Here is a 23874-nt window from a genome sequence, read left to right as displayed (position 1 = left end):
GCGTGGCCGGTCGATCTATGGAACCATGCGCATGCTCTCTGAGGATTTCACCCGCACCGCCATTCGTCTCGATCTCGCAGGGGATTGGCAACTTTCTTCCGTCGACAATAGCCATGCGCTGGCAATGGAGTTGCCGGGCGATGTGCATTCGGCGCTGCTGAAGGCCGGCGTGATCGACGACCCGTATGTGGGGCGCAACGAAAACGACGTGCAGTGGGCGGCGCACAAGGACTGGGTGATCGAGCGCACGGTCACGGTCGGTGCCGACGACATTGCCGGCTACTGGTATCTCGACCTTGAATACCTCGACACGGTTGCCTCGGTGTTCGTCAATGACAAGCTGGTGCTTGAAGCGGAGAATTGCTTCCGACGCTATCGCCCGGATGTCTCGAAGACGCTGGTTGGAGGCGAGAACCGCATCCGCATCGTGTTGCATTCCTCGATTGCCGAAGGCGCGCGGCGGCAGGCGGAGCAGCCCTTCTACGTGCCCTATCACCCTGGCAATTCACCGATCGCCAACGGCAATATGCTGCGCAAACCCCAGTGCCATTTCGGCTGGGACTGGAACCTCGCGATCGCGCCGCTCGGCGTCTACGGAGAGATCGCCCTTTGCCGGCTGGAGATCGCCCGCATCGAGCATGTGACGAGCAAGCAGGTCTGGCTGGAGGATGGCAGCGTCGATCTGGTGGTGACGCTGACGCTCTTTGCCGATGGGCCGGGTATTGTGCCGGTGCACTTCTCGCTCGACGAGGACCGCGAACGGCTCGATTGCGCCGTCGGCAAGGGCGAGACCCGCATCACCCATGTCTTCACCGTGAGCGAGCCCAAGCGCTGGTGGCCGGCTGGAAGCGGCGAGCAGGACCTGTCGCGGCTGACCGTCGAGGTGCCGCAGGAGCAGGTGACGCGTCAGATCGGTTTCCGCACCGCCGAGCTTCTGACCGACAAGGACGAGGCCGGCAGCCGCTTCGCCTTCCGCGTCAACGGGCGCGAGATCTTCTGCAAGGGCGCCAACTGGATCCCGGCCGATGCGCTGGCGTCGCGGGTGACCCGCGAAGGCGTCGAAGACCTTTTGACCTCGGCTGTCGATGCCAACATGAACATGATCCGCGTCTGGGGCGGCGGCTTCTACGAGCCGGACTGGTTCTACGATCTGTGCGACCGGCTGGGCCTCATGGTCTGGCAGGACTTCATGTTCGCCTGCAACCTCTATCCTTCGACGCCGGATTTCCTGGAGAATGTCGCAGCCGAGGTGGACTACCAGGCCAAGCGCCTGTCGTCGCATCCGTCGATCGCGGTCTGGTGTGGCGACAACGAGCTCGTCGGCGCGCTCACCTGGTTCGATGAGCCGCGCAAGGATCGCGACCGTTATCTCGTCTCATATGACCGGCTGAACCGCACCATCGAGGTGGCGCTGAAGGCGGCGCTGCCCGAAGCGATCTGGTGGCCGTCGAGCCCGGCGTCGGGATATCTCGACTTCGGCGACGCCTGGCATGCCGATGGTTCCGGCGACATGCACTATTGGTCGGTCTGGCACGAAAACAAGTCCTTCGACAATTACCGCACCGTGCGGCCGCGCTTCTGCTCGGAGTTCGGCTTCCAGTCCTATACGTCGATGCCGGTCATCCGGCAGTTTGCGGCCGAGAAGGACCTCAATATCGCGTCGCCCGTGATCGAGAGCCACCAGAAGAATGTCGGCGGCAACGAGCGCATCGCCGGCACGATGTTCCGCTACTTCCGTTTCCCCAAGGATTTTCCGGCTTTCGTCTATCTCAGCCAGGTGCAGCAGGGGCTGGCGATCCGCACGGCCGTTGACTACTGGCGCTCGTTGAAGCCCCATTGCATGGGCACGCTCTACTGGCAGCTCAACGACACCTGGCCGGTCGCCTCCTGGTCGAGCCTCGACTATGGCGGCAGCTGGAAGGCGATGCACTACATGGTCCGTCGCTTCTTCCAGCCGGTCTCGGTCGCAGCGATCCCATCGGCAGATGGAAAGGAAATCGCGTTCTCGATGGTCAACGATACGGCAGAGCCGGTGACCGTCGCGCTGCAGACCTTCCTGGTTTCGCTCGATGGCCAGCGCACGCCGCTCGCGGCGGTCGCCGGTACCTGCAGCCCGGACCGGGCGGCAACGCTGGCGACGATCGCGGCCTTCGACATTCCGGAAGGCGACCTGCTGTTCTGGTCGTTCGAGGCATCGAACGGCATGCGCGGTGAGGGGCACCACGTCAACGGCACCTACAAGGCGCTCGACCTCAAGCCGTCCGGCCTGACACTCGATGTCGCGCCCGCAGGCGAAGGCGCCTTCGACGTCACGGTCAAGGCGAGCGGCTTGGCGCTGCATGTGATGATCGAGGCGGATGTCGCCGGGCGCTATTCCGACAACGCCTTCGACCTCTTGGCCGGCGAGACGAAGGTCATCCGTTTTACCCCGAAGGTGCTGTTTGACGCAGGTGAGCTGCCGCGCTTTTCCGCCTTCGATCTCGAATCCTGCCAGGGAAAGGGTTGACCGCCATGAAACGCAGCCACCTCAACGACATCATCGCTGAGAGCGATGCCTTCATGAAGAGCTTCGGCTTCACCCTGCCACCCTTTGCCTACTGGTCGCCGGAGCAACTGAAGGCGCGCGTCGCTTCCGACAGTCCGACGATCTTTGATGCCCGGCTCGGCTGGGACATTACCGACTATGGCAAGGGCCGCTTCGACGAGTTCGGGCTGGTGCTCTTCACGCTGCGCAACGGCAATGCCGCCAATCTGAAGACCGGGCAGGGCATGGTTTACGCCGAGAAGCTGATGATCACCGCCAAGGACCAGGTCAACCCGCTGCACCGTCACGCGGTCAAGACCGAGGACATCATCAACCGTGGCGGCGGTTCGCTGGTGCTGCAGATGTACAATTCCAGACCGGACGGCTCGGTTGACGAGGAGAGCGACGTCGTTGTCGCGACCGATGCACGGCTGCGCACGCTGAAAGCTGGCGACCTGCTGAAGCTCAAGGCCGGTGAAAGCGTCACACTTCTCCCTGGCAACTGGCACGCCTTCTGGGCCGAGGGCGCCGACGTGCTGATGGGCGAAGTATCGACCGTCAACGACGATCTCACCGACAACTATTTCCGCGAGCCGGTCGGTCGCTTCTCGGCGATCGAGGAGGACGCAGGCCCCGCCCACCTCTTGGTGTCGGACTACGATACCTGGCTCAGGTGATACCGAGACCCCAACAACCCCAAGATCCCACTATCCCAAGACCCCCAGGACGAAATCGAGGAGGATTTCATGAAGGACGTCAGTTTCCAGCTTTATAGCGCTCGCAATTTCCCGCCTTTCGCCAATGTGCTGAAAGCACTCGGCGACGCCGGCTACAGCCAGGTCGAAGGTTACGGCGCGCTTTACGCAGCGCTCAGCGACGCCGAGATCGCCGCCTTCAAGGAAGGTCTCGACGACAATGGTCTCGCCATGCCGACCGCGCACTTTGGCCTGGACATGCTCGAAAGCGATCCAGCCCGCGTGCTCGAAATCGCCAAGGCGCTCGGCATCAAGGCGATCTATTGCCCCTACCTGATGCCCGACCAGCGCCCGACCGATGCCGCCGGCTGGCGCGCCTTCGGCGAGCGGCTGCAGAAGGCCGGCAAGCCCTATCGTGATGCCGGCCTGATCTTCGGCTGGCACAACCACGACTTCGAGTTCGCGGCCCTTCCGGATGGCAGTATTCCGCAGGACCTGATCTTTGCGGGCGGACCGGATCTCTCCTGGGAGGCCGATATCGCCTGGATCATCCGCGGCGGCGCCGATCCGATCGCCTGGATCAAGAAGTATGGCGACCGCATCACCGCCGTGCATGTGAAGGACATCGCGCCGACAGGCGAGAAGAAGGACGAGGACGGCTGGGCCGATGTCGGCGAGGGCACGGTCGACTGGAAAGGCCTGTTTGCGGCACTTTCCGGCACGAAGGCCCGCTACTTCATCGCCGAGCACGACAACCCGAGCGATTTCAAGCGCTTCGCCAAGCGTTCGCTCGCCTCCATCCAATCTTATTGAGAAGCAGGTTTATCCATGACCAAGGAACTTGGCGTCGGCATCATCGGATGCGGCAACATCTCCACCACCTACTTCAAGCTTGCCCCGCTTTTCCGGGGCATCAAGGTTGTCGCCTGCGCCGACATCAACCCGGCGGCAGCCGAGGCGCGGGCGGCCGAATACGGCGTTCAAGCTGAGAGCATCGAGGCGCTGCTCGTCAATCCCGATGTCGACATCGTCGTCAACCTGACCATTCCGGACGCGCACTATCCGGTCTCCAAGGCAATCCTCGAAGCCGGCAAACACGTCTATTCGGAAAAGCCGCTGGTGCTCTCCCTGGAGCAGGGCGAGGAGTTGAGGGCGATCGTCAAGGCGAAGGGCCTTTCCGTCGGCTGCGCGCCGGACACCTTCCTCGGCGGCGCGCATCAGCTTGCCCGTAGCTATGTTGACGCGGGCAAGATCGGCCGGGTGACCTCGGGCACCTGCCACGTCATGAGCCCGGGCATGGAGATGTGGCATCCGAACCCGGACTTCTTCTTCCTGCCCGGCGGCGGCCCGATCCTCGATCTCGGTCCCTACTACATCGCCAACCTGATCAACCTGATCGGCCCGGTGAAGCGCGTGGCGGCGCTCGCCACCATGGCCAACCCGACCCGCACGATCACCAGCGAACCGCGCAAGGGCGAGGTGATCCCGGTCAAGACGCCGACCAACATCCACGCGCTGCTCGAATTTGAGAACGGCGCGACGATCACGCTGTCGGCCAGCTGGGATGTCTGGTCGCACCGCCATGCCAACATGGAGCTTTACGGCACCGAAGGCTCGCTCTACGTGCCCGACCCGAACTTCTTCGGCGGCACGGTGGAAGCAAGCGGCTGCGACAAGAAAATCGAGCCGCTGGAGCCCTGGGATCATCCTTTCGGTGTTGCCAACCAGGAGCATCCGCAGGGGCCGATGGCGAATTACCGCACCGCCGGCCTTGCCGACATGGCGCTCGCCATCCTCGAGGGCCGCGATGCCCGCTGCTCGCTCGACCGCGCGCTGCACGGCGTCGACGTCATGGTGTCGATCCTGAAATCTGGCGAGGAGGGACGTTTCGTCGAACTCTCCACCACTTGCACCCAGCCGGCCGCCCTCGGCATCGAGGAAGCTCGGGCACTCTTGCGCGAGACCGAAGAAGAAATGTCGGGAAATCGCGTCGCTGCCGCTTCATAGCGACACCGGAGAGGTTTAGACCTTTGTGAACTGAGGTTTCCGTAGCGGCCAACCGCTACGGAAACCGTTTCATTTTTGAGGGTGGCGGACGAGTTCGCCATCCGGAGATCGATCGCGGAGGATTGTGCGATGACCTGGCTACCGGCGGAAAACCGCTACGACACCATGAAATATAACCGTCTCGGCCGTTCCGGCCTGAAGCTGCCGGCGATCTCGCTGGGGCTTTGGCACAATTTCGGTGGCGACACACCGCATGACCGCAAGGTCGACATGTGCCGCACGGCGTTCGATCTGGGCATCACCCATTTCGACCTCGCCAACAATTACGGCCCGCCTCCGGGCTCGGCCGAGACTGCCTTCGGCGAAATCATGCGCACGGACTTCGCGCACTTGCGCGACGAACTGATCATCTCGTCCAAGGCCGGCTACGACATGTGGGCCGGCCCCTACGGCGAATGGGGCAGCCGCAAGTACATGATCGCATCCTGCGACCAGAGCCTGAAGCGCATGGGCCTCGACTATGTCGACATCTTCTATTCGCACCGTTTCGACCCGGAGACGCCGCTCGAAGAAACCTGCGGTGCGCTCGACCATATCGTGCGCTCGGGCCGGGCGCTCTATGTGGGGATTTCCTCCTACAACTCGCAGCGCACCCGCGAAGCCGCCGCGATCCTTAAGGATCTCGGCACGCCTTGCCTCATCCACCAGCCGAGCTACTCCATGCTCAACCGCTGGATCGAGGACGATGGGCTGATCCATACGCTCGAAGATCTCGGCATCGGCTCGATCGTTTTCTCGCCGCTCGCCCAGGGCATGCTGACGACGAAGTATCTTGGCGGCATCCCGTCTGATAGCCGCGCGGCGCAGAACCACTTCCTGAAGAAGGACTTCATCCGCCCCGAGATCATCGACAACATCCGCAAGCTGAACGGTATCGCCGAAAAGCGCGGCCAGACGCTGGCGCAGATGGCGCTTGCCTGGGTGCTGCGCAACGGCCGGATCACCTCGGCACTGATCGGCGCCAGCCGCTCCGAGCAGATCGTCGATTGCGTCAAGGCGCTCGAAAACGACACGTTCACGGCCGACGAACTGGCCGAGATCGATCTCTATGCGCGCGAGGCGGACATCAACCTCTGGGCCAAGTCGGCCGAGCTCTGATTTCGACCGAAAATATTGATTTGCCTGCATTTTAGGCAAAGCACATCGCTTTCCGGCGTATTAGACAAAAGTCGAATAAACGCCGGAAGGCGGCTTCTGGACATGGTCCGGTGTTTCTGTAAGGTGCGACAATGCCTGCCGGTTGCGGTGCTGATCTCAGTCGCTTTCGGCGGGTAACGAGGAGGAGAGCCACCGTTTGTCCGGGAAGGGGCAGGGTGGATTGATGGGTAGAGGCGCGCTGCGCCCGCCCTTTGGCGAGAACTAGGGGAGGAACCATGGATCGCCGTTCATTCATTAAAAACGCAAGCCTCGGCGGCTTGGCGGCCGCAGGTGCAGCCGCGCTTGCGACGCCGGCCATCGCGCAGGCAAACCCGAAGGTGAACTGGCGCCTGGCGTCGTCGTTCCCGAAGTCGCTCGACACGATCTATGGCGGCGGCGAAGTGCTGTCGAAATACGTCTCGGAGGCAACCGACGGTGCTTTCCAGATCCAGGTCTTCGCTGCCGGCGAAATCGTTCCAGGCCTGCAGGCCGCTGACGCGGCTGCTGCCGGTACGGTCGAAGCCTGCCACACGGTCGCATACTATTACTGGGGCAAGGACCCAACCTGGGCGCTCGGTGCAGCCGTTCCCTTCGCGCTCAACGCGCGCGGGATGAACGCCTGGCACTACCATGGCGGCGGTATCGACCTCTTCAACGAGTTCCTCGGCACCCAAGGCCTCGTCGGCTTCCCCGGCGGCAACACCGGCGTGCAGATGGGCGGCTGGTTCCGCAAGGAAATCAAGACGGTTGCCGACATGCAGGGCCTGAAGATGCGCATCGGTGGTTTCGCCGGCAAGGTCGTCGAGAAGCTCGGCGTCGTGCCGCAGCAGATCGCCGGCGGCGACATCTACCCGGCGCTGGAAAAGGGCACCATCGACGCTGCCGAATGGGTCGGCCCCTATGACGACGAGAAGCTTGGCTTCTACAAGGTTGCGCCCTACTACTACTATCCCGGCTGGTGGGAAGGTGGTCCGACGGTTCACGCCATGTTCAACAAGGCGGCCTTCGAAGGCTTGCCGAAGAACTACCAGTCGCTGCTGCGCACCGCCTGCCACGCCACTGACGCGAACATGCTGCAGAAGTACGATTACCTGAACCCCTCGGCGATCAAGCGCCTGGTGGCTTCGGGTGCCAAGCTCAGCCCGTTCAGCGCCGAAATCCTGTCAGCCTGCTTCGACAAGGCCAACGAGGTCTATGCGGAGATGGAAGCCTCGAACCCGACCTTCAAGAAGATCTGGGACTCGATCAAGGCCTTCCGCGGCGAGTACTACCTCAACGCCCAGATCGCCGAATACAATTACGACACCTTCATGATGATCCAGCAGCGCGGCGGCAAGCTCTAAGCTTTCCCCTCATTGCCGATTGAAACGAGCCGTTCGCGATATCCGTTGCGGGCGGCTTTTTCGTTGCCGCGCGCACGGCGTATTGCTGCGCGCCGTACTGAGCGCATTTCGTGGTAAGGTTGCTGCCTCAACAGGACGGAGGAAGAGCCATGCCAAGCGAAGGCCAATCGGTCGTGCTCGGCCCCGACGAGGGTCGCCGCTACGACATGGGCGCCATCCAGGCGGTCTTCAAAGCCGATGGCGCTGAAACCGCTGGTCGATTTTCGGTCTCGGAATGGTGGCTCGATGCCAGGCACGAGGGACCGGGCGCCCACAAGCACGACGACAACGACGAGATCTTCTACGTGATCGAGGGCACGGCGAGCGTGCTCGTCGGCGACATCTGGCACCAGAAGCCGAAGGGCTCGCTGTTCGTCATCCCGCGCGGGACGATGCATGACTTCAAGAACGAGAGCGAAGCGCGCATGGGGCTGCTCAACGTTTATGTCGGCGGTCCATTCGAGGAGGCGATGCCGATGATCGTCGACTGGTACCGCGACAATCTGCGGGTTTCGGTAATTCGCGGACAGGGTTTCCATTAAATCCCGGACAGCGATTTCACTAAATCCGGGACAGCATTTCCGCTAATTCCCGGACAGCGATTCCGGTAAATCCCGGACAGTCTTTCGGCGATTAAAACATCGACTTTCGCACGCGCCGTTTTGCCATTCTGGACCCCGATTTGAGAGGGGTGCGGGGAATGGCGAAACGGAAGCAGGCGAGACTTACTGACGTGAAGGACATTCGATCGATATTGCGACTGACGCACGAACAGGGGCTTTCGGTTCGTGCGATATCGGAACGGCTGAAGATCAGCAAAACGACCATTTCGACCTACCTGCTGCGGGCGCGTGAGGCCGGGCTGACGGGCTGGCCGTTGCCGCCTGGCCTTGACGAGGACGCTGTGTTGCAGCGTCGCCTGTTCCATCGTCGCGGCCGCCCGCCCCAGGATATGCACGCGCCTGACTGGAGCCAGATCGCCAGTGAACTGAAGCGAAAGGGCGTGACGCTGACGCTGTTGTGGCAGGAATATCGCGAGCGGCACCCGAACGGTTATGGATACACTTGGTTCTGTGAGCGCTTCGCCGCTTTCGAACAGCGCGCCAGCGCCACTTTCCGCAATCGCCACACCGCCGGCGCGGCGATGCAGACCGACTATGCTGGTCACACCGTCCCCGTCATTGATCCGGCGACGGGCGAGATCCGGCCGGCGCAGATCTTCGTCGCGGTTCTGCCGGCCTCTTTGTACACCTTCGCCTATGCGAGCTTCACTCAACGGCTGCCAGACTGGATCGAGGGTCAGCAACGGGCTTTGAGCTTCTTCGGTGGCGTAACAAAAGCGATCGTCTGCGACAACCTCAAGGCCGGCGTTGCCAAGCCCTTGTGGTTCGAGCCGACCATCAACGCCACTTTTGCAGCATTCGCCGAACATTACGACACGACGATCCTGCCGACCCGCCCAAAACGGCCGAAGGACAAAGCCAAGGTCGAAGGCAGCGTTCTGATCGTTGAGCGCTGGATCCTGGCGCGACTGAGGAATGAGCGCTTCTTCAGCCTCGTTGATCTCAATGTGCGGATCAGCCAGCTCCTCGACGATCTCAATAACCGGCCGATGCGGCGTGTTGGCAAATCCCGACATCAACTCTTCGAAGCGATCGAACGCGACGCGCTCGCCCCCTTGCCAGCAACGCCATTCGAATATTCCGAATGGAAATCGGCAAAGGTTCATCCCGACTATCATGTCGAGGTCGATAAGGCCTTCTACTCCGTGCCGCACCGCCTGATTGGCCGCCAGGTCGATGTCCGGCTCACAAGCCGGATCGTCGAGGTCTTCCATGATCACCAACGCGTCGCCAGTCACCGCCGGACGTCGCAGCGGGCTGGTCACGTCACCGTCAACGAACACATGCCCAAGACGCATCAGCACTATGCCAACACCACCCCGGCGAGCCTGATCAAGCAGGCCGCAAAGATTGGCCGCAACGCTGCGATCCTGATCGAACGGCTGATGCGCGACAGGCCCCATCCCCAGCAGGGATACCGCGCCGCTCAAGGCGTTCTATCACTCGCGCGCCGGTACGGACCTGAGCGTCTTGAAGCCGCGTGCGATCGGGCGCTGACGATCAATGCGACCAGCTATTCCTCCGTCAGCACCATCCTCAAATCCGGCCTCGATCAAGCTCCACCAGCCGCCGAGCCGGTCAAGCCAGCCCCGCCGCATGGCAACATCCGCGGCAGTTCCTATTACCAGTGAAGAAAGGAAGACACTTGAATGCTCACACATCCAACCCTCGACCAGATGCACGCACTCGGTCTATCCGGCATGGCAGCAGCTTATCGTGAACTGGCCAATCAGCCCGAGGGCAGCGATCTCAACCGCGACGAATGGCTGGGTCTGATGCTCGACCGGGAGATGGCCGTGCGCGGTGACAAGCGCCTGACCAACCGGCTTGCAATCGCCAAATTGCGCTTCCCCGACGCTTGCATCGAGAACATCGACTTCGCCGCCCATCGCGGCCTTGACCGCAGACAGCTTCTCTCCCTGGCACAAGGCGAATGGCTCAAAGCCCATGAGCACTTGATCCTGACCGGACAAACGGGAACCGGCAAAACCTGGCTTGCCTGTGCCATCGGACGGCAAGCAGCCCGCCTCGATTATTCCGTTCTCTATGTCCGAATGCCTCGTCTCTTCGAGGATTTGGCACTGGCGCGCCTCGACGGTCGGTTCCCTCGATTGGTCGACAAGCTCGCACGTGTTCAACTGCTCATCTTGGATGACTGGGGAACCCATGCGCTCAGCGATCAGCAGCGGCTGGATCTCCTGGAAATCTTCGAAGAGCGCTACCGCAGGAAATCAACTCTGATCACCGCCCAACTCCCCGTGGCGCAGTGGCACGAGATGATCGGCGAACCAACCATCGCTGACGCCATCCTCGATCGCATCGTTCACAACTCTCACCGAATTGCGCTCGAAGGCGATAGCATGAGGAAGCAAAAGCAAACCTCGCTCTTGACCGAAACGCGAAACGCCGAAATCAATAACAAATGACATCAACCAGGCGAACGAAAGTCGATCCCGCGAGACTGTCCGCGATTTAGTGAAACGACTGTCCGGGATTTACCGGAATCGCTGTCCCGTTAATCCGAAATCCGCAGACAATCCGGCCAAGCGGCTGGATTGTGTCAGGCGACATGTAAAACTGGTCCGGTAGCGACACCTAAAACTGGTCCCCCTTTCAGACCTTAGGAGGGACTAATGGACGTTGAGACAGGTACGAAGATCTCCGCGAGATTGGCGCGGAGAGAAGCGATGCTCGAACCGGACGAGGTGACTGCGATGCTGCGGCTCAAGAAGCTGGGGTGGGGCACGCGGCGGATCGCGGCGGAGCTGGGATGCTCGCGCACGACGGTACAGCGATACATCGAGACGGGTGGCTGGCGCGGGTATCGGCGAGCCCGCCGGGAAACGCAGCTCTCGAAGCATGAAGCGTGGGTCCGTGAGCGGTTCTTTCGCCATGGCGGCAATGCTGATGTCGTGCGGCAGGATCTGGCTCGAGAACTCGGCATTGAGGTCAGTCTGCGCACGGTTGAGCGAGCGGTCGCGGGGTATCGGCAGCAGTTGGCGGCATCGGCTTTAGCGACGATGCGCTTCGAGACACCGCCAGGCCATCAGATACAGATCGATTTTGGCGAGAAGCGAATGGAGATCGGAGGCGAGAAAGTCCGCGTCTACATCTTCGTGGCAACGCTTGGCTATTCGCGTCGCACATACGCGACGGCGTTTCTCCACGACCGTCAGTCTGCCTGGTTCGATGGGATGGAGGCAGCCTTCAGGCATTTTGGCGGTGTCACAAGCGAGGTCCTTCTCGATAATGCTGCGGCATTGGTAACACGGCACGACGCGGTGACCCGCGAGGTCGTGTTCAACGATCGGCTGCATGCCTTCTCCCGCTATTGGGACTTCCGTCCTCGCGCATGTGCACCATACCGGGCTCGTACCAAAGGCAAGGACGAGCGAGGCGTCGGGTATGTGAAGCACAACGCACTTGCCGGACACAGCTTTGACAGCATGGAAGGCCTTCACCTGCACCTTGCGTGGTGGATGCGCACGGTTGCCGATCTTCGATGCCATGGCACGACAGGCGAACCACCACTTGAGCGCTTTGTCCGCGACGAAGCTATGACGCTACACCCACTAAATGGCAGGCCGCCATTTCGTCAGATCCGAGAACTGCTGCGCAAGGTCCACGCCGATTGCGCCGTTGAGGTCGACACCAACGCCTACTCAGTCCCGTGGCGGCTCATCGGCGAGATTGTCGAGGTGACGATCAGCGGTGGCCAGGTCCGCGTATTCCATGCTGGTCAGCTTGTCGCGAGCCACGCCGAGTCACACGGGCGTCATCGTCGCCTGACGGATCCCGCCCATTTTGTCGGCGTCAGCGGCTTCGGCATGCCTGTCAAGCAAGCCGCGCAGGCCGATCCGCCCGCTCCCAAGCTGCCCGAACTTCTTCGCCCACTGTCGGAATATGAGCGGTTGATCGGAGGGCAATGGTGATGGCAGTTGATCACGACACGCTGATCGGCTGGCTGAGCCGGCTGAAGCTCACCGCCATCCGCGACCAGCTCGACAACCTTCTTGACGAAGCCTCGCGCGCGGATCTCACCATTCGCGAGACGCTCGCATTCCTGTGCGAACGCGAGATTGCAAGGAAGGACGAGAGACGCATCATCATGGCGATGAAGATCGCGCATTTCCCGCATGCACGAGATCTCGAGGGATTTGATTTCGAGGCGCAGCCCAGTGTCGATCCGCAACAGATACGAGAACTCGCCACCGCCCGTTGGGTGGCAAATGGTGATGCCTTGCTGCTGCTCGGTCCACCTGGCGTTGGGAAGTCCCATCTCGCGATTGCGCTTGGAAGAGAGGTCATCCGTCAAAACTACACGGTGTTGTTCACAACGGCGCAGGCATTGGTCGCAACGCTCGTGAGAGCACATGGCGAAGGACGCCTGGAAGAACGACTTGGGTTTCTCGCCAAGCCCAAGCTGCTCATCATCGACGAGCTTGGCTATCTTCCACTCGAGCCCAATGCAGCCCACTTATTTTTCCAGCTCGTATCGAGGCGCTACGAGCGGGGTGCAATGCTCGTCACCTCCAACCGCAGTGTCGGAGAATGGGGAACAGTGTTCGGCGACCCCGTCGTGGCAACTGCTATCCTTGATCGGTTGCTGCATCACAGCCACGTCATCACAATCCGTGGCGACAGCTACAGGCTACGAGAAAAGCGCCGTAGCGGGCTTCTACAGAAGTCCACGACGGCAGCCGGTATGGAGAGTAACTAAACACCCTTGGCGGACCAGATTTGCGTGTCGCCTAAGGACCAGTTCACGATGACGCTTGATAGATTGAACGAGTTCGGTCGTCTCAGCGATTGTAGAAATGGAAAGGGCGGCTTATCGGCCGCCCTTTGCTTTTCTGTCTGCCAGCGGTCCTACTTGAACGACGGCGGCTGGCTGAGGTCGTTTGAGGGGGCCGGCTGTGGCTGGGCACCCGGGCTGCCAAACGACGGAGGCTGGCTGAGGTCGTTCGACGGAGCGGTCTGCGGCTGGGCTCCACCCTGATCGGCCGGCTTCTGGTCGAGCGGGCTGCCGCCTGGAAGCTGCAGGCCGCCGGGCAGGCCGAGACCGCCACCGCCGGCGCCGAAGCCGGGCACCTCGATCTTGATGGTGTTCGGATCGACGCCCGTTCCGGTTCCCTTGTAGTGCATGACCATCTGCGGGAACATGATCGTCAGGCCCACCATCACGATCTGGATACCGACGAAGGGTACGGCACCCCAGTAGATCTGGCCGGTCGTAACGGGCTGGATCGACTTGCCGGTGATCTTGTCGAGATAGGGCACCTTGGCCGCGACCGAGCGCAGGTAAAAGAGCGCGAAGCCGAAGGGCGGGTGCATGAAGCTCGTCTGCATGTTGATGCCGAGGAGCACGCCGAACCAGATGAGGTCGATGCCAAGCTTGTCGGCAGCGGGCGCAAGCAGCGGCACGATGATGAAGGCGAGCTCGAAGAAATCGAGGAAGAACGCCAGGAAGAAGACGAGCAGGTTGACGGCAATCAGGAAGCCGGTCTCGCCGCCCGGCATCGCCGTCAGCAGGTGCTCGACCCAGATATGGCCGTTGACGCCATAGAAGGTGAGCGAGAAGACGCGTGCACCGATCAGGATGAACAGCACGAAGGCGGAAAGCCTTGTCGTTGCCGTCAGTGCGCCGCGCACGACGTCCAGATTGAGACGACCCTTGGCGGCCGCCATGATCAGCGCGCCGACTGCACCCATGGCGCCGCCTTCGGTCGGCGTTGCGATGCCGAGGAAGATGGTGCCGAGGACGAGGAAGATCAGCGCCAGCGGCGGGATCAGCACGATGATGACCTGCTGGGCAAGCCTCGACATCGCATTGATCTTCAGGCCGCGGTCGAGCAGGGCGACGATATAGATGAAGGCAACGCCCACTGTGCCGCCGAGGATATCGGCGTTCTCGCCCTGGGTCGGGTAGAGATAGACGTGGGCGGCATAGGCAATGCCGGCTGCGACCGCGAGCGCGATGAACAGCGAGGTAACGCCGGAGCCCAGCGTGCGGGCTTCCAGCGGCAGGGCCGGCATGGAGTCACGCTTCAGGATCGTCATGATCAGGATGTAGACCATGTACAGTCCGGTCAGCACCAGGCCCGGGATCAGCGCGCCGGCATACATGTCGCCGACCGAACGGCCGAGCTGGTCGGCAAGAACGATGAGCACGAGTGACGGCGGGATGATCTGGGCGAGCGTGCCGGAAGCCGCGATAACGCCCGAGGCGACCTTCCGGTCATAGCCGTAGCGCAACATGATCGGCAGCGAGATCAGGCCCATGGCGATGACCGAGGCGGCAACGACGCCTGTCGTGGCTGCAAGCAGCGCGCCGACGAAGATGACCGCATAGGCAAGACCGCCGCGGATCGGGCCGAAGAGCTGGCCGATCGTGTCGAGCAGGTCTTCCGCCATGCCCGATTTCTCGAGCACGATCCCCATGAAGGTAAAGAAGGGGATGGCAAGCAATGTGTCGTTCGACATCACCCCCCAGAACCGGTCAGGCAGCGCGTTGAGCAGCGGCCAGGAGAGGTTGATCGAATCCGACAGCGGCGCGAGTTCGACGCCGATGATGAAGAAAAGCAGGCCGTTGGCGGCGAGCGAGAAGGCGACCGGGTATCCCAAAAGCAGGAACACGATCAGTGACGCGAACATGATCGGCGCCAGGTTTTCAGCAATGAATTCGATCATGGACGGGTCTCCGGAGACACGACATCGTCAAGCGGCGCATGGGTCGGCACATAGGGTGTCGGGTCTTCCATGTTTCCGGTCATGATCGCGATTTTCTTGATGATCTCCGACACGCCCTGGAAGGCCAGCAGCAGGAAGCCGAAGAGCAGGATGGCCTTGGCCGGCCAGATGATCAGGCCGCCGGCGGATGATGAGACCTCGCCCGAGACGTAGGACATCTTCACATAGGGGAAGAGGTAATAGAGCACGAGCAGCACGAAGGGCATCAGGAAGAGGAGGTGCCCAAGAAGGTCGATCCAATGCTGCACGCGGCGCGAGAACTGACCGTAGACCACGTCGATGCGGATGTGCTCGTTCTGGCTCAGGGTATAGGCGGCCGCAAACATGAAGGCGGCGCCGAACAGATACCATTGCGCCTCGAGCCAGGCATTCGACGACATGTTGAAGATCTTGCGGATCACTGCGTTGCCGGCGCTGACGAGAACAGCGGCCAGGATCAGCCATGAAACGCTCTTTCCGATAAATTCCGTGATCGTGTCTATAAGTCGGCTAAAGCCGAGCAAAGCTCTCATCGATTTCCTCCCCGCGATGGCTTTTATGGTTCTTGTGCCAAGCATAGCCAGAGTGCCGATTTCAAGCGCACGTTCAAGTCTGAGGTGCGATTTTCCCGTGTAGTTCGGCCGCCTCCGACTAAAGTAGAATAGGGTGATCCAGCGCTTTGCCCATTGTTTGTGCAATCCGGTTGCAGACGGCGAGGCACGGCGATCGTCAGCCGCCTTAAGGTGCACATCGCCGAGCGAATCGATGTGGAAAGCCGGTCACAGGCGATACGACGCGCGAATTACTGCAACGTTGCAGGCTTGAATTTGTATGATTTTTGAGGTCGGATGGCGCCGCCAAGGGAGGACGCCTGAACCATGACTGCCATGATCCGAAACCCCATTCTGCCGGGCTTCAACCCGGACCCTTCGATCTGCCGTGTCGGCGACGACTATTACATCGCGACCTCCACCTTCGAATGGTACCCGGGTGTGCAGATCCACCATTCGCGGGATCTGGTGAACTGGCGACTCGTCCGCCGGCCGCTGGAGCGGGCAAGCCAGCTCGACATGCGCGGCAACCCGGATAGCTGCGGCGTCTGGGCGCCGTGTCTTTCCTATGACGATGGCCTGTTCTGGCTGGTCTACACCGACGTCAAGCGCTTCGACGGCAACTTCAAGGACGCGCACAACTACATCGTCACGGCTGAGGCGATCGAGGCGACCTGGTCGGATCCGGTCTACGTCAATTCCTCCGGCTTCGACCCGTCGCTCTTCCATGATGACGACGGCCGCAAGTGGTTCCTCAACATGCAGTGGAACCACCGCACCGAAAGCTTCGGTGGCTCGCCGAAACATCCGGCCTTTGACGGCATCCTGCTGCAGGAATGGGACGAACGGACACGCAGGCTCGTCGGCCCCGTGAAGAACATCTTTGCCGGCTCACCACTCGGCCTCGTCGAGGGGCCGCATCTGTTCAAGCGAAACGGCTGGTATTATCTGACGACGGCGGAAGGCGGGACCGGCTACGACCACGCCGTCACCATGGCCCGCTCACGCGCGATCGACGGCCCCTATGAGATGCATCCGGATATCTTTCTGATCACGTCGAAGGACCACCCCGAAGCGCCGTTGCAGCGCGCGGGCCACGGCCAATATGTCGAGACGCCAGATGGGCAGGCCTATCATACGCATCTGACCGGCCGACCGCTGCCTCCCGGACGGCGCTGCACGCTCGGTCGCGAGACGGCCCTGCAAAAATGTGTCTGGCGCGATGATGGCTGGCTCTATCTCGAAAACGGCGGCCCGGTGCCGGAGGTGCTCGTGCCGGCGCCGGGACCGACGGGGCAGGTGCCGACACCGGTGATCGCGGAAACGCATTTCGACGGCCAGGCATTGCCCGTCGAGTTCCAATGGCTGCGTACGCCGGAACCGGAGCGGATCTTCTCGCTCGAATGGCGGCCGGGCCACCTCAGGCTGTTCGGCAGAGAGAGCATCGGCAGCTGGTTCGAGCAGGCGCTGGTCGCGCGGCGGCAGGAGCATCATTCCTTCCGCGCCGAGACGACGGTCGATTTCACGGCCGTAACCTACCAACAGGTTGCAGGTTTGACGCATTACTACAATCGCCACAAGTTCCATGCGCTCGGCATCACCTGGCACGAAACGTTGGGCCGGGCGCTGACGATCCTCTCATGCCCCGGCGATTTTCCGCACGGCCGGCTGCAGTTCCCCGTCGGCAGCGGCATCGCCATTCCCGATGGTCCGATCGACCTCGCCATGGACGTTCGCGACAATGACCTGCAGTTCTTCTGGCGGGCGACCGCAGCTGTGGATTGGCAGCCGATCGGCCCGGTTCTCGATGCGGGCGTGGTCTCCGACGAGGGCGGCCGCGGCGAGCATGGATCCTTCACCGGGGCCTTCGCCGGCATGTTCGCCTTCGATACCTCAGGCGCGGGCAAGGCTGCCGATTTCGACCGCTTCCGCTACGTCAGCCTTACGGCAAGTTGATCTGTAAACATTAGAATTATGGAATAAGTGATGGATATCATTACGCGTTTGTAATGTAGAGTTTCATATTCGGTTCAGGAAGCGGGGTCTAATTTTCGGGTGCAGACAAAGAAAGGACACCCGAATGAAACGTCTCCTGATCGCGCTCGTCGCCAGCTCCGTTCTGATTACGCCGGTCGCAGCCCTTGCCCAGCCGGCAGGATCCTTCGAGGTGGCGCAGAACTATGATCGTTCGCGTCGATCCGTCGATCGCGATTACGATCGTCACATGGACCGCCGCGTGGATCGTCACGTCGACAAGCACGTCACGATCGAAAAGCGGGTGATCGTCAAGAAGAAGGAGCGCTGGGCGCGCGGCCATCGCCTGTCGCCGGCCGAGCGCCGCCACATGGCGCAGGTGCGCGACTACCGTTACTACAAGCTTCGCCAGCCGCCGCGCGGCCAGCAATGGGTACGGTCCGGCAACGACTTCCTGCTGATCAGCCTTGCCACCGGCGTCATTGTCGGCCTGGCGGCAGCACGCTGATAAGGCACTCTGGGTTCAGCGAAGGGGCGGCGTTTTCACGCCGCCCCTTCGCCTTTTCGGTAACCGGCGCGTGGGTTTTGCCGGTCGCCAAAAAGCAGGAGTTCGATAGCGCCTGCCGCTTCCGGCGCGTCCCCATCTGCGGGTTCATCTCCCAGAAACGGATCGAACATCGGCACCGGCCGCCCGGCGGCGTTGAGCGCCATGCAGGTGAAGCGCGGTCGGCGCGGTACGCGCGCGGCGTCTGCCATCAGGCGGCCCGTGGCGACCAGCTGGCGAAGGGGTCGGCAAGATCGCGCCAACGTTCCGGACGAAAGCGCTCGTCGGCGATCAGGCAGGCATCGAGTTCGGCACGAAGCTCCGCCTCGTCCATCGGGTCGGCGCCGATGAAGACGATCTCCTGGCGACGATCACCCCAGACCGGGTCCAGGTAGGGACCGACCGCCTTCAGGAAACCTGGTTCGCGCGGCCATTGCTCCTGAGGCACGGCCGACCACCAGAGCCCCATCTTGCCGGTCCGCACAAGCGGGCCGGCCTGGCTGATCTCGCCGACATAATGCGGTCGGGTGGCGAGCCAGAAGAAGCCCTTGGCGCGAAGCGTGCCCGGCCAGGAACGGTTGAGGAAGGCCTGGAAGCGCATGGGATCGAGCGGACGTCGAGCGCGATAGACGAAGGAGCGGATGCCGTATTCCTCGGTCTCCGGGATATGATCCTTGAAGCCGTGCAGTTCCTTGTACCAGAGCGGATGTTCTTCGGCCTTGGCGAGATCGAAGCGGCCGGTTCCAAGCACCTCGCGCAGGTTCACCTTGCCGAAATCGGTTTCGATCAACCGCGCATCGGGATTGAGCCCGACGATGATCTTGCGCGCGGCATCCACCTGCTCGGGCGTCGCAGTGCCGACCTTGTTCAAGACCACCACATCGGCGAACTCGATCTGCTCGACCAGGAGGTCTACGAGGGTGCGTGTATCGCCTTCGCCCGCCGTTTCGCCACGGTCGGCGAGGAAATCGAGCGAGGAATAGTCGGCCAGCAGGTTCGCGGCATCGACCACCGTCACCATCGTGTCGAGCCGCGCGACATCGGCCAGGTTTTCACCGTCCTCGTCGCGAAAATCGAAGGTGGTGGCGACGGGCAGGGGCTCGGAAATGCCGCTCGATTCGATCAGCAGATAGTCGAAGCGGTTCTGTTCGGCGAGGTTGCGGACTTCCTTCAGGAGATCGTCGCGCAGCGTGCAACAGATGCAGCCATTGGTCATTTCCACCAGTTGCTCTTCCGTGCGCGACAGACCGGCACCACCATCACGCACCAGCGCCGCATCGATGTTGACCTCACTCATGTCGTTGACGATGACGGCGACGCGCAGCCCGTCGCGGTTGGAAAGCACGTGGTTGAGCAGTGTCGTCTTGCCGGCGCCAAGAAAGCCGGAGAGAACGGTGACAGGGAGCTTTTCCATCGATTGGTTCCTGTATGTTATATCGTTACGAATACCGTCGGTTAAAAAGGCGAGCGCGTTTGCTCGCCTGATACGAGTGCGAAGTTTGGCACCGGACCTCTGGGCTGAACCCAACTTGCCGGCAGGTCGCCGTTCCAATCTCTCGGTCGCCTGTGGCTAGTCTTTCCGTCAATCCTCCTTGACCCGAGGTTCCAGCAGGCGGCCCGGTTCTGCACCCATCTCGCCGAGGATGGCCAATCCCGAGAATGATAGAGAGAGGGGCGGGCGCCCGTATAGCCGAGCCAAGCGAGCGCCCACCGAGACCGCCTTGGGAGGTCGGGTCAGCTTGCCGAGGCGAGGCAGGTCTTCAGCGAGGTGCCGATCCCTTCCATCATCTGGAAATAGAGATCCGGGCCGGCCTCCAGCGTGCCGGCTTCCGGGTCGAGCGTACCGGATTTCGCCGGCGTTCCCTCGATCACCACATTGATCAGCTTCGGCTCGAACTGCGGCTCGGCAAAGACGCAGGTGGCACCGAGTTCCTTGATCTTGGCATGGATCTGCGACACCCGATCCGCGCCGGGCAGGACCTCAGGGCTGACGGTGATCGAGCCGGCGACGCGAACCTTATAGCGGTGCTCGAAATACTGGTAGGCGTCGTGGAAGACGACGAAGGGCTTGTCCTTCACCGGTGCCACGGTTTCCGTGAGCTTGGCGTCGAGCGCATCCAGGCGCTTGTTCAGGGCGTCCAGATTGGCCTTGTAGCCGCCCGCATTGGCAGGATCGGCCTCAGTGAGCGTCTTTTCGATCTCGGCGGCCATCGCCTTGGCATTCATGGGATCGAGCCACATGTGCAGATCGGCATCGCCGTGGCCGTGATCGTGGTCATGGCCGTGATCGTGCCCCGCTTCGCCCTCGGCATGCTTGTGGCCTTCCTCGCTATGGCCTTCTTCACTGTGGCCTTCGTCGCCGTGGTCATGCGCCTCGAATGCACCGCCTTCGCGGAATTTCAGCTTCTCGATGCCGGGCGCTTCGCTGAGCTCCACCACCTTTGCGCCGCTGCTCAAGGCGTCGAGCGGCTTGTCGAGGAAGGCTTCGAGGCCGGGACCGACCCAGAAGACCACCTTTGCCGCCTGCAGGGCCGAGGCGTTCGAAGGCTTCATGTTGTAGGTGTGCGGCGAGGCGGCGCCCTCGACGATTAGCGACGGCTCGCCCACACCCTGCATGATCGAGGCGACAAGGGAGTGGATCGGCTTGATCGAAACCACCACATTGGGACTGTCCGCTGCGGCGGGTGCCGCAAGAAGCATGGTAGAGGCAAAAAGCAGGGCGGATGTCGATTTCATCGGGTTCTCCGGGCTTGATTGGCGTGCCTGCCACATCGGCCAGGCGCGCTTCGGGCATGCAAAACTGTTACTCCAACGGGCCGTTGCCAGCCTTGAAGTCGCCATGTAATGTTATTACATCAATTGCGTTATGCTATAACGTGTGCGATAGCCAGTGGCAACCATGCAATCCGGAATTTTTTCATGCTGAATTTCCGTTCCCCAGAAGCGCTGCCGCTGGTCAATCTCAGCAATGCCGGCGTGCGCCGCAACGGTCGCTGGCTGGTGCGTGGCGTCGAATTCTCGATCAGCCCGGGCGAGATCGTCACGCTGATCGGCCCGAACGGCTCGGGCAAATCGACGACCGCGAAGGCGGCGATCGGCGTTTTGAAGCCGGATGAGGGCTATGTCGAGCGCAAGCCGGGCCTGAAAGTAGGCTACGTGCCGCAGAAGCTTGCCGTCGACTGGACGCTGCCTTTGACGGTCGAACGACTGATGACGCTGACCGGCCCCTTGAAGGGGCGGGAGATCGAGGAGGCGCTGTCGGCGACCGGCGTGCTGCATCTGGCGAAATCCGAGGTGCAGCATCTCTCCGGCGGCGAGTTCCAGCGCGCGCTGCTCGCCCGCGCGATTGCCCGCAAGCCGGACCTGCTGGTGCTCGACGAGCCGGTGCAGGGCGTCGATTTCAGCGGCGAGATTGCGCTCTACGAACTGATCAAGCAGATCCGCAACCGCACAGGCTGCGGCATTCTCCTGATCTCGCACGACCTGCATATCGTCATGGCCGAGACCGATACGGTCGTTTGTCTCAACGGCCATGTCTGCTGCCGCGGCACGCCGCAGGCGGTCAGCCAGAGCCCGGAATATCAGAAGCTTTTCGGCAGGCGTGCCGCCAATACGCTTGCGGTCTACAGCCACCACCACGACCACACCCATTTGCCCGACGGCCGGGTGCTGCATGCGGACGGTTCGATCACCGAACATTGCTATCCCGGTGACGGCCATCACCACGACGATGAGGAAAACGTGCACGACCACGGTGAGGATTGCGGCTGCGGCCACCATTCGCGGCTGCACGGCTATGACGTGAAGGAGAAGCGCGATGCTTGACGATTTCTTCGTGCGCGCGCTGATCGCCGGCATCGGCATTGCCGTCATGGCCGGGCCGCTCGGCTGCTTCGTCATCTGGCGGCGCATGGCCTATTTCGGCGACACCATGGCCCATTCGGCGCTGCTCGGCGTGGCGCTATCGCTGCTGCTCGAGCTCAACCTGATGCTCAGCGTCTTCATCGTCGCGGCCGTGGTCTCGGTACTGCTTCTCTTCCTGCAGCGGCGCGGGGCGCTGTCGACCGATGCGCTGCTCGGCATCCTCTCCCATTCAGCACTTTCCTTCGGCCTCGTCATCGTTGCCTTCATGACCTGGGTGCGCATCGATCTCGTCGGCTTCCTCTTCGGCGACATTCTGGCGGTCTCCGAGTCCGACATCGACATCATCTGGGGCGGCGGCATCCTCGTCATATTCGCGATTGTCTATCTCTGGCGGCCGCTCCTGGCCTCCACCGTCAATCCGGAACTGGCGGAAGCCGAGGGTCTGAAGCCAGAACGCACGCGGCTCTTTTTCATGCTCTTGATGGCGCTGGTGATTGCGATCGCCATGAAGATCGTCGGCATTCTGCTCATCACCTCGCTGCTGATCATCCCGGCGGCAACGGCACGGCGCTTCTCGACCTCGCCGGAAGTGATGGCGGTACTCGCATCGGTCATCGGCGCGCTCGCCGTCACCGGCGGACTTTTCGGCTCGCTTCACTGGGATACCCCGTCGGGACCGTCTATCGTTGTTGCCGCGGTTGGGCTTTTCGTTCTGAGTCTGCTACCGATCGGCCGCCGCCCGCTCGAGGCGGCGCATCATTCCACGCCTGGAGGGCACCACTAATGGCTACGCCGCAACTGACCAAGAACCAGACGTTGGTGATGGATGCGCTCAGCCACTCCGAAGGGCCGATGAGCGCCTACACCATTCTCGACAAGCTGCGCGATCACGGCTTCCGCGCCCCGCTGCAGGTTTACCGCGCACTCGACAAACTGCTCGAATATGGCCTCGTGCATCGGCTGGAAAGCCTGAATGCCTTCGTCGCCTGTTCCTGCCCGCATGACCACGAACACGATCACGGCGTCACCGCCTTCACCATCTGCGAAGGCTGTGGCCAGGTGACCGAGTTTCATGACGAGGCGATCGAGCAGCGGCTTTCGACGCTGACGCGGGCGCAGAACTTCAAGACCGAGAAGACGACGATCGAGATCCGCGGCCATTGCCAGAGCTGCGCATAAGGGCAACTCCTTCAGAGCCCGTGGAAAGCCTACCTTGAGGTGTTTGGCGCTCAGTCCAGCCGGGTGAGGTCGGCGGCGTAACGCCGCCAGTTCTTGACGTAATGCGCTGCCGAGCGTTTCAAGCCTTCGACCGCCGCATCATCCAGCGTGCGGATCGCCTTGGCCGGCGCGCCGACGATCAACGAATTATCCGGAAATTCCTTGCCTTCGGTGACGAGCGCATTGGCGCCGACCAGGCAGTTGCGGCCGATCTTGGCGCCGTTAAGCACGGTCGCGCCCATGCCGATCAGCGAGTTTTCGCCGATGGTGCAGCCATGGATGATGGCGCCGTGCCCGATGGTGCAGCCTTCGCCGATCGTCACCGGGAAACCGGGATCGACATGGATGACGACGTTTTCCTGGATGTTGGTGCGCGCCCCGAGCCGGATGGGCTCGTTGTCGCCGCGCAGGGTTACGCCGAACCAGATGCCGACCTCTTCGCCGATCTCGACCTGGCCGATGACATTGGCGTCCGGGGCCACCCAATAGCTGCCCTTCGGCGGCGTCTGTGGGCGAAGTGATCCAAGGGCGTAAAGCGGCATCCATTCTGTCCTTTCGCAACATGC

Annotated in this window: 22 protein-coding genes; 16 read left to right on the top strand and 6 right to left on the bottom strand. The window is 61.9% G+C overall.

Features of this window, described 5'->3' with window-relative positions; all coding sequences use genetic code 11:
* Positions 1 to 31: 31 nt before the first annotated feature.
* The 11 genes from AC3WVQ_RS08965 (at position 32) to istB (AC3WVQ_RS08915) (ending at position 13148) form a co-directional block, all read left to right on the top strand.
* Positions 32 to 2506, top strand: coding sequence for a beta-mannosidase (locus tag AC3WVQ_RS08965; protein WP_090293964.1), 2475 nt, complete (start codon positions 32 to 34; stop codon positions 2504 to 2506).
* Between the two features lie 5 nt (positions 2507 to 2511).
* Positions 2512 to 3201 carry a D-lyxose/D-mannose family sugar isomerase gene (locus AC3WVQ_RS08960; protein WP_090293962.1) on the top strand — a complete coding sequence of 230 codons (690 nt, stop codon included), beginning with the start codon at positions 2512 to 2514 and terminating at the stop codon, positions 3199 to 3201.
* 69 nt (positions 3202 to 3270) lie between these two features.
* The gene (locus AC3WVQ_RS08955; RefSeq protein ID WP_090293960.1) at positions 3271 to 4032 is read left to right on the top strand and encodes a sugar phosphate isomerase/epimerase family protein; all 762 of its coding nucleotides are present in this window, start codon (positions 3271 to 3273) and stop codon (positions 4030 to 4032) included.
* Between the two features lie 15 nt (positions 4033 to 4047).
* Positions 4048 to 5226, top strand: coding sequence for a Gfo/Idh/MocA family protein (locus AC3WVQ_RS08950; RefSeq protein ID WP_090293959.1), 1179 nt, complete (start codon positions 4048 to 4050; stop codon positions 5224 to 5226).
* Positions 5227 to 5355: 129 nt separating this feature from the next.
* Positions 5356 to 6384 (top strand): L-glyceraldehyde 3-phosphate reductase, encoded by a 1029-nt coding sequence (gene mgrA, locus AC3WVQ_RS08945; RefSeq protein WP_034788432.1) that lies wholly within the window; start codon positions 5356 to 5358, stop codon positions 6382 to 6384.
* Positions 6385 to 6659: 275 nt separating this feature from the next.
* Positions 6660 to 7766 (top strand): TRAP transporter substrate-binding protein, encoded by a 1107-nt coding sequence (locus tag AC3WVQ_RS08940; RefSeq protein WP_034788435.1) that lies wholly within the window; start codon positions 6660 to 6662, stop codon positions 7764 to 7766.
* 149 nt (positions 7767 to 7915) lie between these two features.
* Positions 7916 to 8347, top strand: a complete 432-nt coding sequence (locus AC3WVQ_RS08935) for a cupin domain-containing protein (protein WP_492382698.1) — start codon at positions 7916 to 7918, stop codon at positions 8345 to 8347.
* A gap of 158 nt (positions 8348 to 8505) precedes the next feature.
* On the top strand, positions 8506 to 10059 hold the full coding sequence (istA, locus tag AC3WVQ_RS08930) for an IS21 family transposase (RefSeq protein WP_492382697.1): 1554 nt from the start codon (positions 8506 to 8508) through the stop codon (positions 10057 to 10059).
* A gap of 18 nt (positions 10060 to 10077) precedes the next feature.
* The gene (gene istB, locus AC3WVQ_RS08925) at positions 10078 to 10854 is read left to right on the top strand and encodes an IS21-like element helper ATPase IstB (RefSeq protein WP_060521043.1); all 777 of its coding nucleotides are present in this window, start codon (positions 10078 to 10080) and stop codon (positions 10852 to 10854) included.
* A gap of 261 nt (positions 10855 to 11115) precedes the next feature.
* Positions 11116 to 12360 carry an IS21 family transposase gene (gene istA / locus AC3WVQ_RS08920; protein WP_246807031.1) on the top strand — a complete coding sequence of 415 codons (1245 nt, stop codon included), beginning with the start codon at positions 11116 to 11118 and terminating at the stop codon, positions 12358 to 12360.
* Complete coding sequence (istB, locus tag AC3WVQ_RS08915; protein ID WP_089046329.1) at positions 12357 to 13148, top strand: IS21-like element helper ATPase IstB; 792 nt, start codon at positions 12357 to 12359, stop codon at positions 13146 to 13148. Before istA (AC3WVQ_RS08920) ends, istB (AC3WVQ_RS08915) begins: the two co-directional genes overlap by 4 nt.
* Positions 13149 to 13297: 149 nt before the next feature.
* Here the strand turns inward: istB (AC3WVQ_RS08915) and AC3WVQ_RS08910 are convergent, their stop codons facing one another.
* Positions 13298 to 15118 (bottom strand): TRAP transporter large permease, encoded by a 1821-nt coding sequence (locus tag AC3WVQ_RS08910; RefSeq protein WP_034788443.1) that lies wholly within the window; start codon positions 15116 to 15118, stop codon positions 13298 to 13300.
* A complete protein-coding gene (locus AC3WVQ_RS08905) occupies positions 15115 to 15690 on the bottom strand; it encodes a TRAP transporter small permease subunit (RefSeq protein ID WP_034788445.1) in 576 nt (191 codons plus the stop codon). The genes AC3WVQ_RS08910 and AC3WVQ_RS08905 overlap by 4 nt, the downstream gene beginning before the upstream one ends.
* Before the next feature lie 354 nt (positions 15691 to 16044).
* Here AC3WVQ_RS08905 and AC3WVQ_RS08900 point away from each other — a divergent pair, with 354 nt between their 5' ends.
* Together AC3WVQ_RS08900 and AC3WVQ_RS08895 are read left to right on the top strand one after the other, a co-directional pair.
* A complete protein-coding gene (locus AC3WVQ_RS08900) occupies positions 16045 to 17664 on the top strand; it encodes a glycoside hydrolase family 43 protein (protein WP_459070778.1) in 1620 nt (539 codons plus the stop codon).
* Between the two features lie 124 nt (positions 17665 to 17788).
* On the top strand, positions 17789 to 18190 hold the full coding sequence (locus tag AC3WVQ_RS08895; RefSeq protein ID WP_089044173.1) for an RcnB family protein: 402 nt from the start codon (positions 17789 to 17791) through the stop codon (positions 18188 to 18190).
* A 35-nt stretch (positions 18191 to 18225) separates the two neighbouring features.
* Here the strand turns inward: AC3WVQ_RS08895 and AC3WVQ_RS08890 are convergent, their stop codons facing one another.
* From AC3WVQ_RS08890 to znuA, 3 genes are all read right to left on the bottom strand, one after another.
* Entirely contained in the window at positions 18226 to 18438 is a 213-nt protein-coding gene (locus AC3WVQ_RS08890; protein ID WP_060600944.1) for a hypothetical protein, read from the bottom strand.
* Positions 18438 to 19640, bottom strand: coding sequence for a GTP-binding protein (locus AC3WVQ_RS08885; RefSeq protein ID WP_492382696.1), 1203 nt, complete (start codon positions 19638 to 19640; stop codon positions 18438 to 18440). Before AC3WVQ_RS08885 ends, AC3WVQ_RS08890 begins: the two co-directional genes overlap by 1 nt.
* Before the next feature lie 320 nt (positions 19641 to 19960).
* Positions 19961 to 20962: a zinc ABC transporter substrate-binding protein ZnuA gene (gene znuA, locus AC3WVQ_RS08880; protein WP_090293954.1), complete on the bottom strand. Its 1002-nt coding sequence runs from the start codon at positions 20960 to 20962 to the stop codon at positions 19961 to 19963.
* A gap of 183 nt (positions 20963 to 21145) precedes the next feature.
* Here znuA and AC3WVQ_RS08875 point away from each other — a divergent pair, with 183 nt between their 5' ends.
* Genes AC3WVQ_RS08875 through AC3WVQ_RS08865 form a run of 3 tightly spaced genes read left to right on the top strand, consistent with a single transcriptional unit; the run spans position 21146 to position 23269 of the window.
* Positions 21146 to 22051 carry an ATP-binding cassette domain-containing protein gene (locus AC3WVQ_RS08875; RefSeq protein WP_060584952.1) on the top strand — a complete coding sequence of 302 codons (906 nt, stop codon included), beginning with the start codon at positions 21146 to 21148 and terminating at the stop codon, positions 22049 to 22051.
* Entirely contained in the window at positions 22044 to 22874 is an 831-nt protein-coding gene (gene znuB, locus AC3WVQ_RS08870) for a zinc ABC transporter permease subunit ZnuB (RefSeq protein WP_034788464.1), read from the top strand. Before AC3WVQ_RS08875 ends, znuB begins: the two co-directional genes overlap by 8 nt.
* A complete protein-coding gene (locus AC3WVQ_RS08865) occupies positions 22874 to 23269 on the top strand; it encodes a Fur family transcriptional regulator (protein WP_034788467.1) in 396 nt (131 codons plus the stop codon). The genes znuB and AC3WVQ_RS08865 overlap by 1 nt, the downstream gene beginning before the upstream one ends.
* Positions 23270 to 23319: 50 nt before the next feature.
* Here AC3WVQ_RS08865 and AC3WVQ_RS08860 read toward each other — a convergent pair whose 3' ends face one another.
* Positions 23320 to 23850, bottom strand: a complete 531-nt coding sequence (locus tag AC3WVQ_RS08860; RefSeq protein WP_060520643.1) for a gamma carbonic anhydrase family protein — start codon at positions 23848 to 23850, stop codon at positions 23320 to 23322.
* Between the last annotated feature and the right edge of the window lie 24 nt (positions 23851 to 23874).

The sequence above is a fragment of the Ensifer sp. EB106-05-01-XG146 genome (genome assembly GCF_058791875.1).
Note: the sequence above shows the minus strand (reverse complement) of the source record. Positions and strands in the feature narration are given on the sequence as shown.

What these genes read in the sequence shown, in the direction of transcription:
- AC3WVQ_RS08950 (WP_090293959.1), top strand. Translation starts at nt 4,048, where the DNA reads ATGACCAAGGAACTTGGCGTCGGCATCATCGGATGCGGCAACATCTCC.
- AC3WVQ_RS08960 (WP_090293962.1), top strand. Translation starts at nt 2,512, where the DNA reads ATGAAACGCAGCCACCTCAACGACATCATCGCTGAGAGCGATGCCTTC.
- AC3WVQ_RS08885 (WP_492382696.1), bottom strand. Translation starts at nt 19,640, where the DNA reads ATGGAAAAGCTCCCTGTCACCGTTCTCTCCGGCTTTCTTGGCGCCGGC.
- AC3WVQ_RS08935 (WP_492382698.1), top strand. Translation starts at nt 7,916, where the DNA reads ATGCCAAGCGAAGGCCAATCGGTCGTGCTCGGCCCCGACGAGGGTCGC.
- AC3WVQ_RS08940 (WP_034788435.1), top strand. Translation starts at nt 6,660, where the DNA reads ATGGATCGCCGTTCATTCATTAAAAACGCAAGCCTCGGCGGCTTGGCG.
- istA (WP_492382697.1), top strand. Translation starts at nt 8,506, where the DNA reads ATGGCGAAACGGAAGCAGGCGAGACTTACTGACGTGAAGGACATTCGA.
- istB (WP_060521043.1), top strand. Translation starts at nt 10,078, where the DNA reads ATGCTCACACATCCAACCCTCGACCAGATGCACGCACTCGGTCTATCC.
- AC3WVQ_RS08875 (WP_060584952.1), top strand. Translation starts at nt 21,146, where the DNA reads ATGCTGAATTTCCGTTCCCCAGAAGCGCTGCCGCTGGTCAATCTCAGC.
- mgrA (WP_034788432.1), top strand. Translation starts at nt 5,356, where the DNA reads ATGACCTGGCTACCGGCGGAAAACCGCTACGACACCATGAAATATAAC.
- istA (WP_246807031.1), top strand. Translation starts at nt 11,116, where the DNA reads ATGCTCGAACCGGACGAGGTGACTGCGATGCTGCGGCTCAAGAAGCTG.
- AC3WVQ_RS08965 (WP_090293964.1), top strand. Translation starts at nt 32, where the DNA reads ATGCTCTCTGAGGATTTCACCCGCACCGCCATTCGTCTCGATCTCGCA.
- AC3WVQ_RS08890 (WP_060600944.1), bottom strand. Translation starts at nt 18,438, where the DNA reads ATGGCAGACGCCGCGCGCGTACCGCGCCGACCGCGCTTCACCTGCATG.
- AC3WVQ_RS08895 (WP_089044173.1), top strand. Translation starts at nt 17,789, where the DNA reads ATGAAACGTCTCCTGATCGCGCTCGTCGCCAGCTCCGTTCTGATTACG.
- AC3WVQ_RS08910 (WP_034788443.1), bottom strand. Translation starts at nt 15,118, where the DNA reads ATGATCGAATTCATTGCTGAAAACCTGGCGCCGATCATGTTCGCGTCA.
- AC3WVQ_RS08865 (WP_034788467.1), top strand. Translation starts at nt 22,874, where the DNA reads ATGGCTACGCCGCAACTGACCAAGAACCAGACGTTGGTGATGGATGCG.
- znuA (WP_090293954.1), bottom strand. Translation starts at nt 20,962, where the DNA reads ATGAAATCGACATCCGCCCTGCTTTTTGCCTCTACCATGCTTCTTGCG.
- znuB (WP_034788464.1), top strand. Translation starts at nt 22,044, where the DNA reads ATGCTTGACGATTTCTTCGTGCGCGCGCTGATCGCCGGCATCGGCATT.
- AC3WVQ_RS08860 (WP_060520643.1), bottom strand. Translation starts at nt 23,850, where the DNA reads ATGCCGCTTTACGCCCTTGGATCACTTCGCCCACAGACGCCGCCGAAG.
- AC3WVQ_RS08900 (WP_459070778.1), top strand. Translation starts at nt 16,045, where the DNA reads ATGATCCGAAACCCCATTCTGCCGGGCTTCAACCCGGACCCTTCGATC.
- AC3WVQ_RS08905 (WP_034788445.1), bottom strand. Translation starts at nt 15,690, where the DNA reads ATGAGAGCTTTGCTCGGCTTTAGCCGACTTATAGACACGATCACGGAA.
- AC3WVQ_RS08955 (WP_090293960.1), top strand. Translation starts at nt 3,271, where the DNA reads ATGAAGGACGTCAGTTTCCAGCTTTATAGCGCTCGCAATTTCCCGCCT.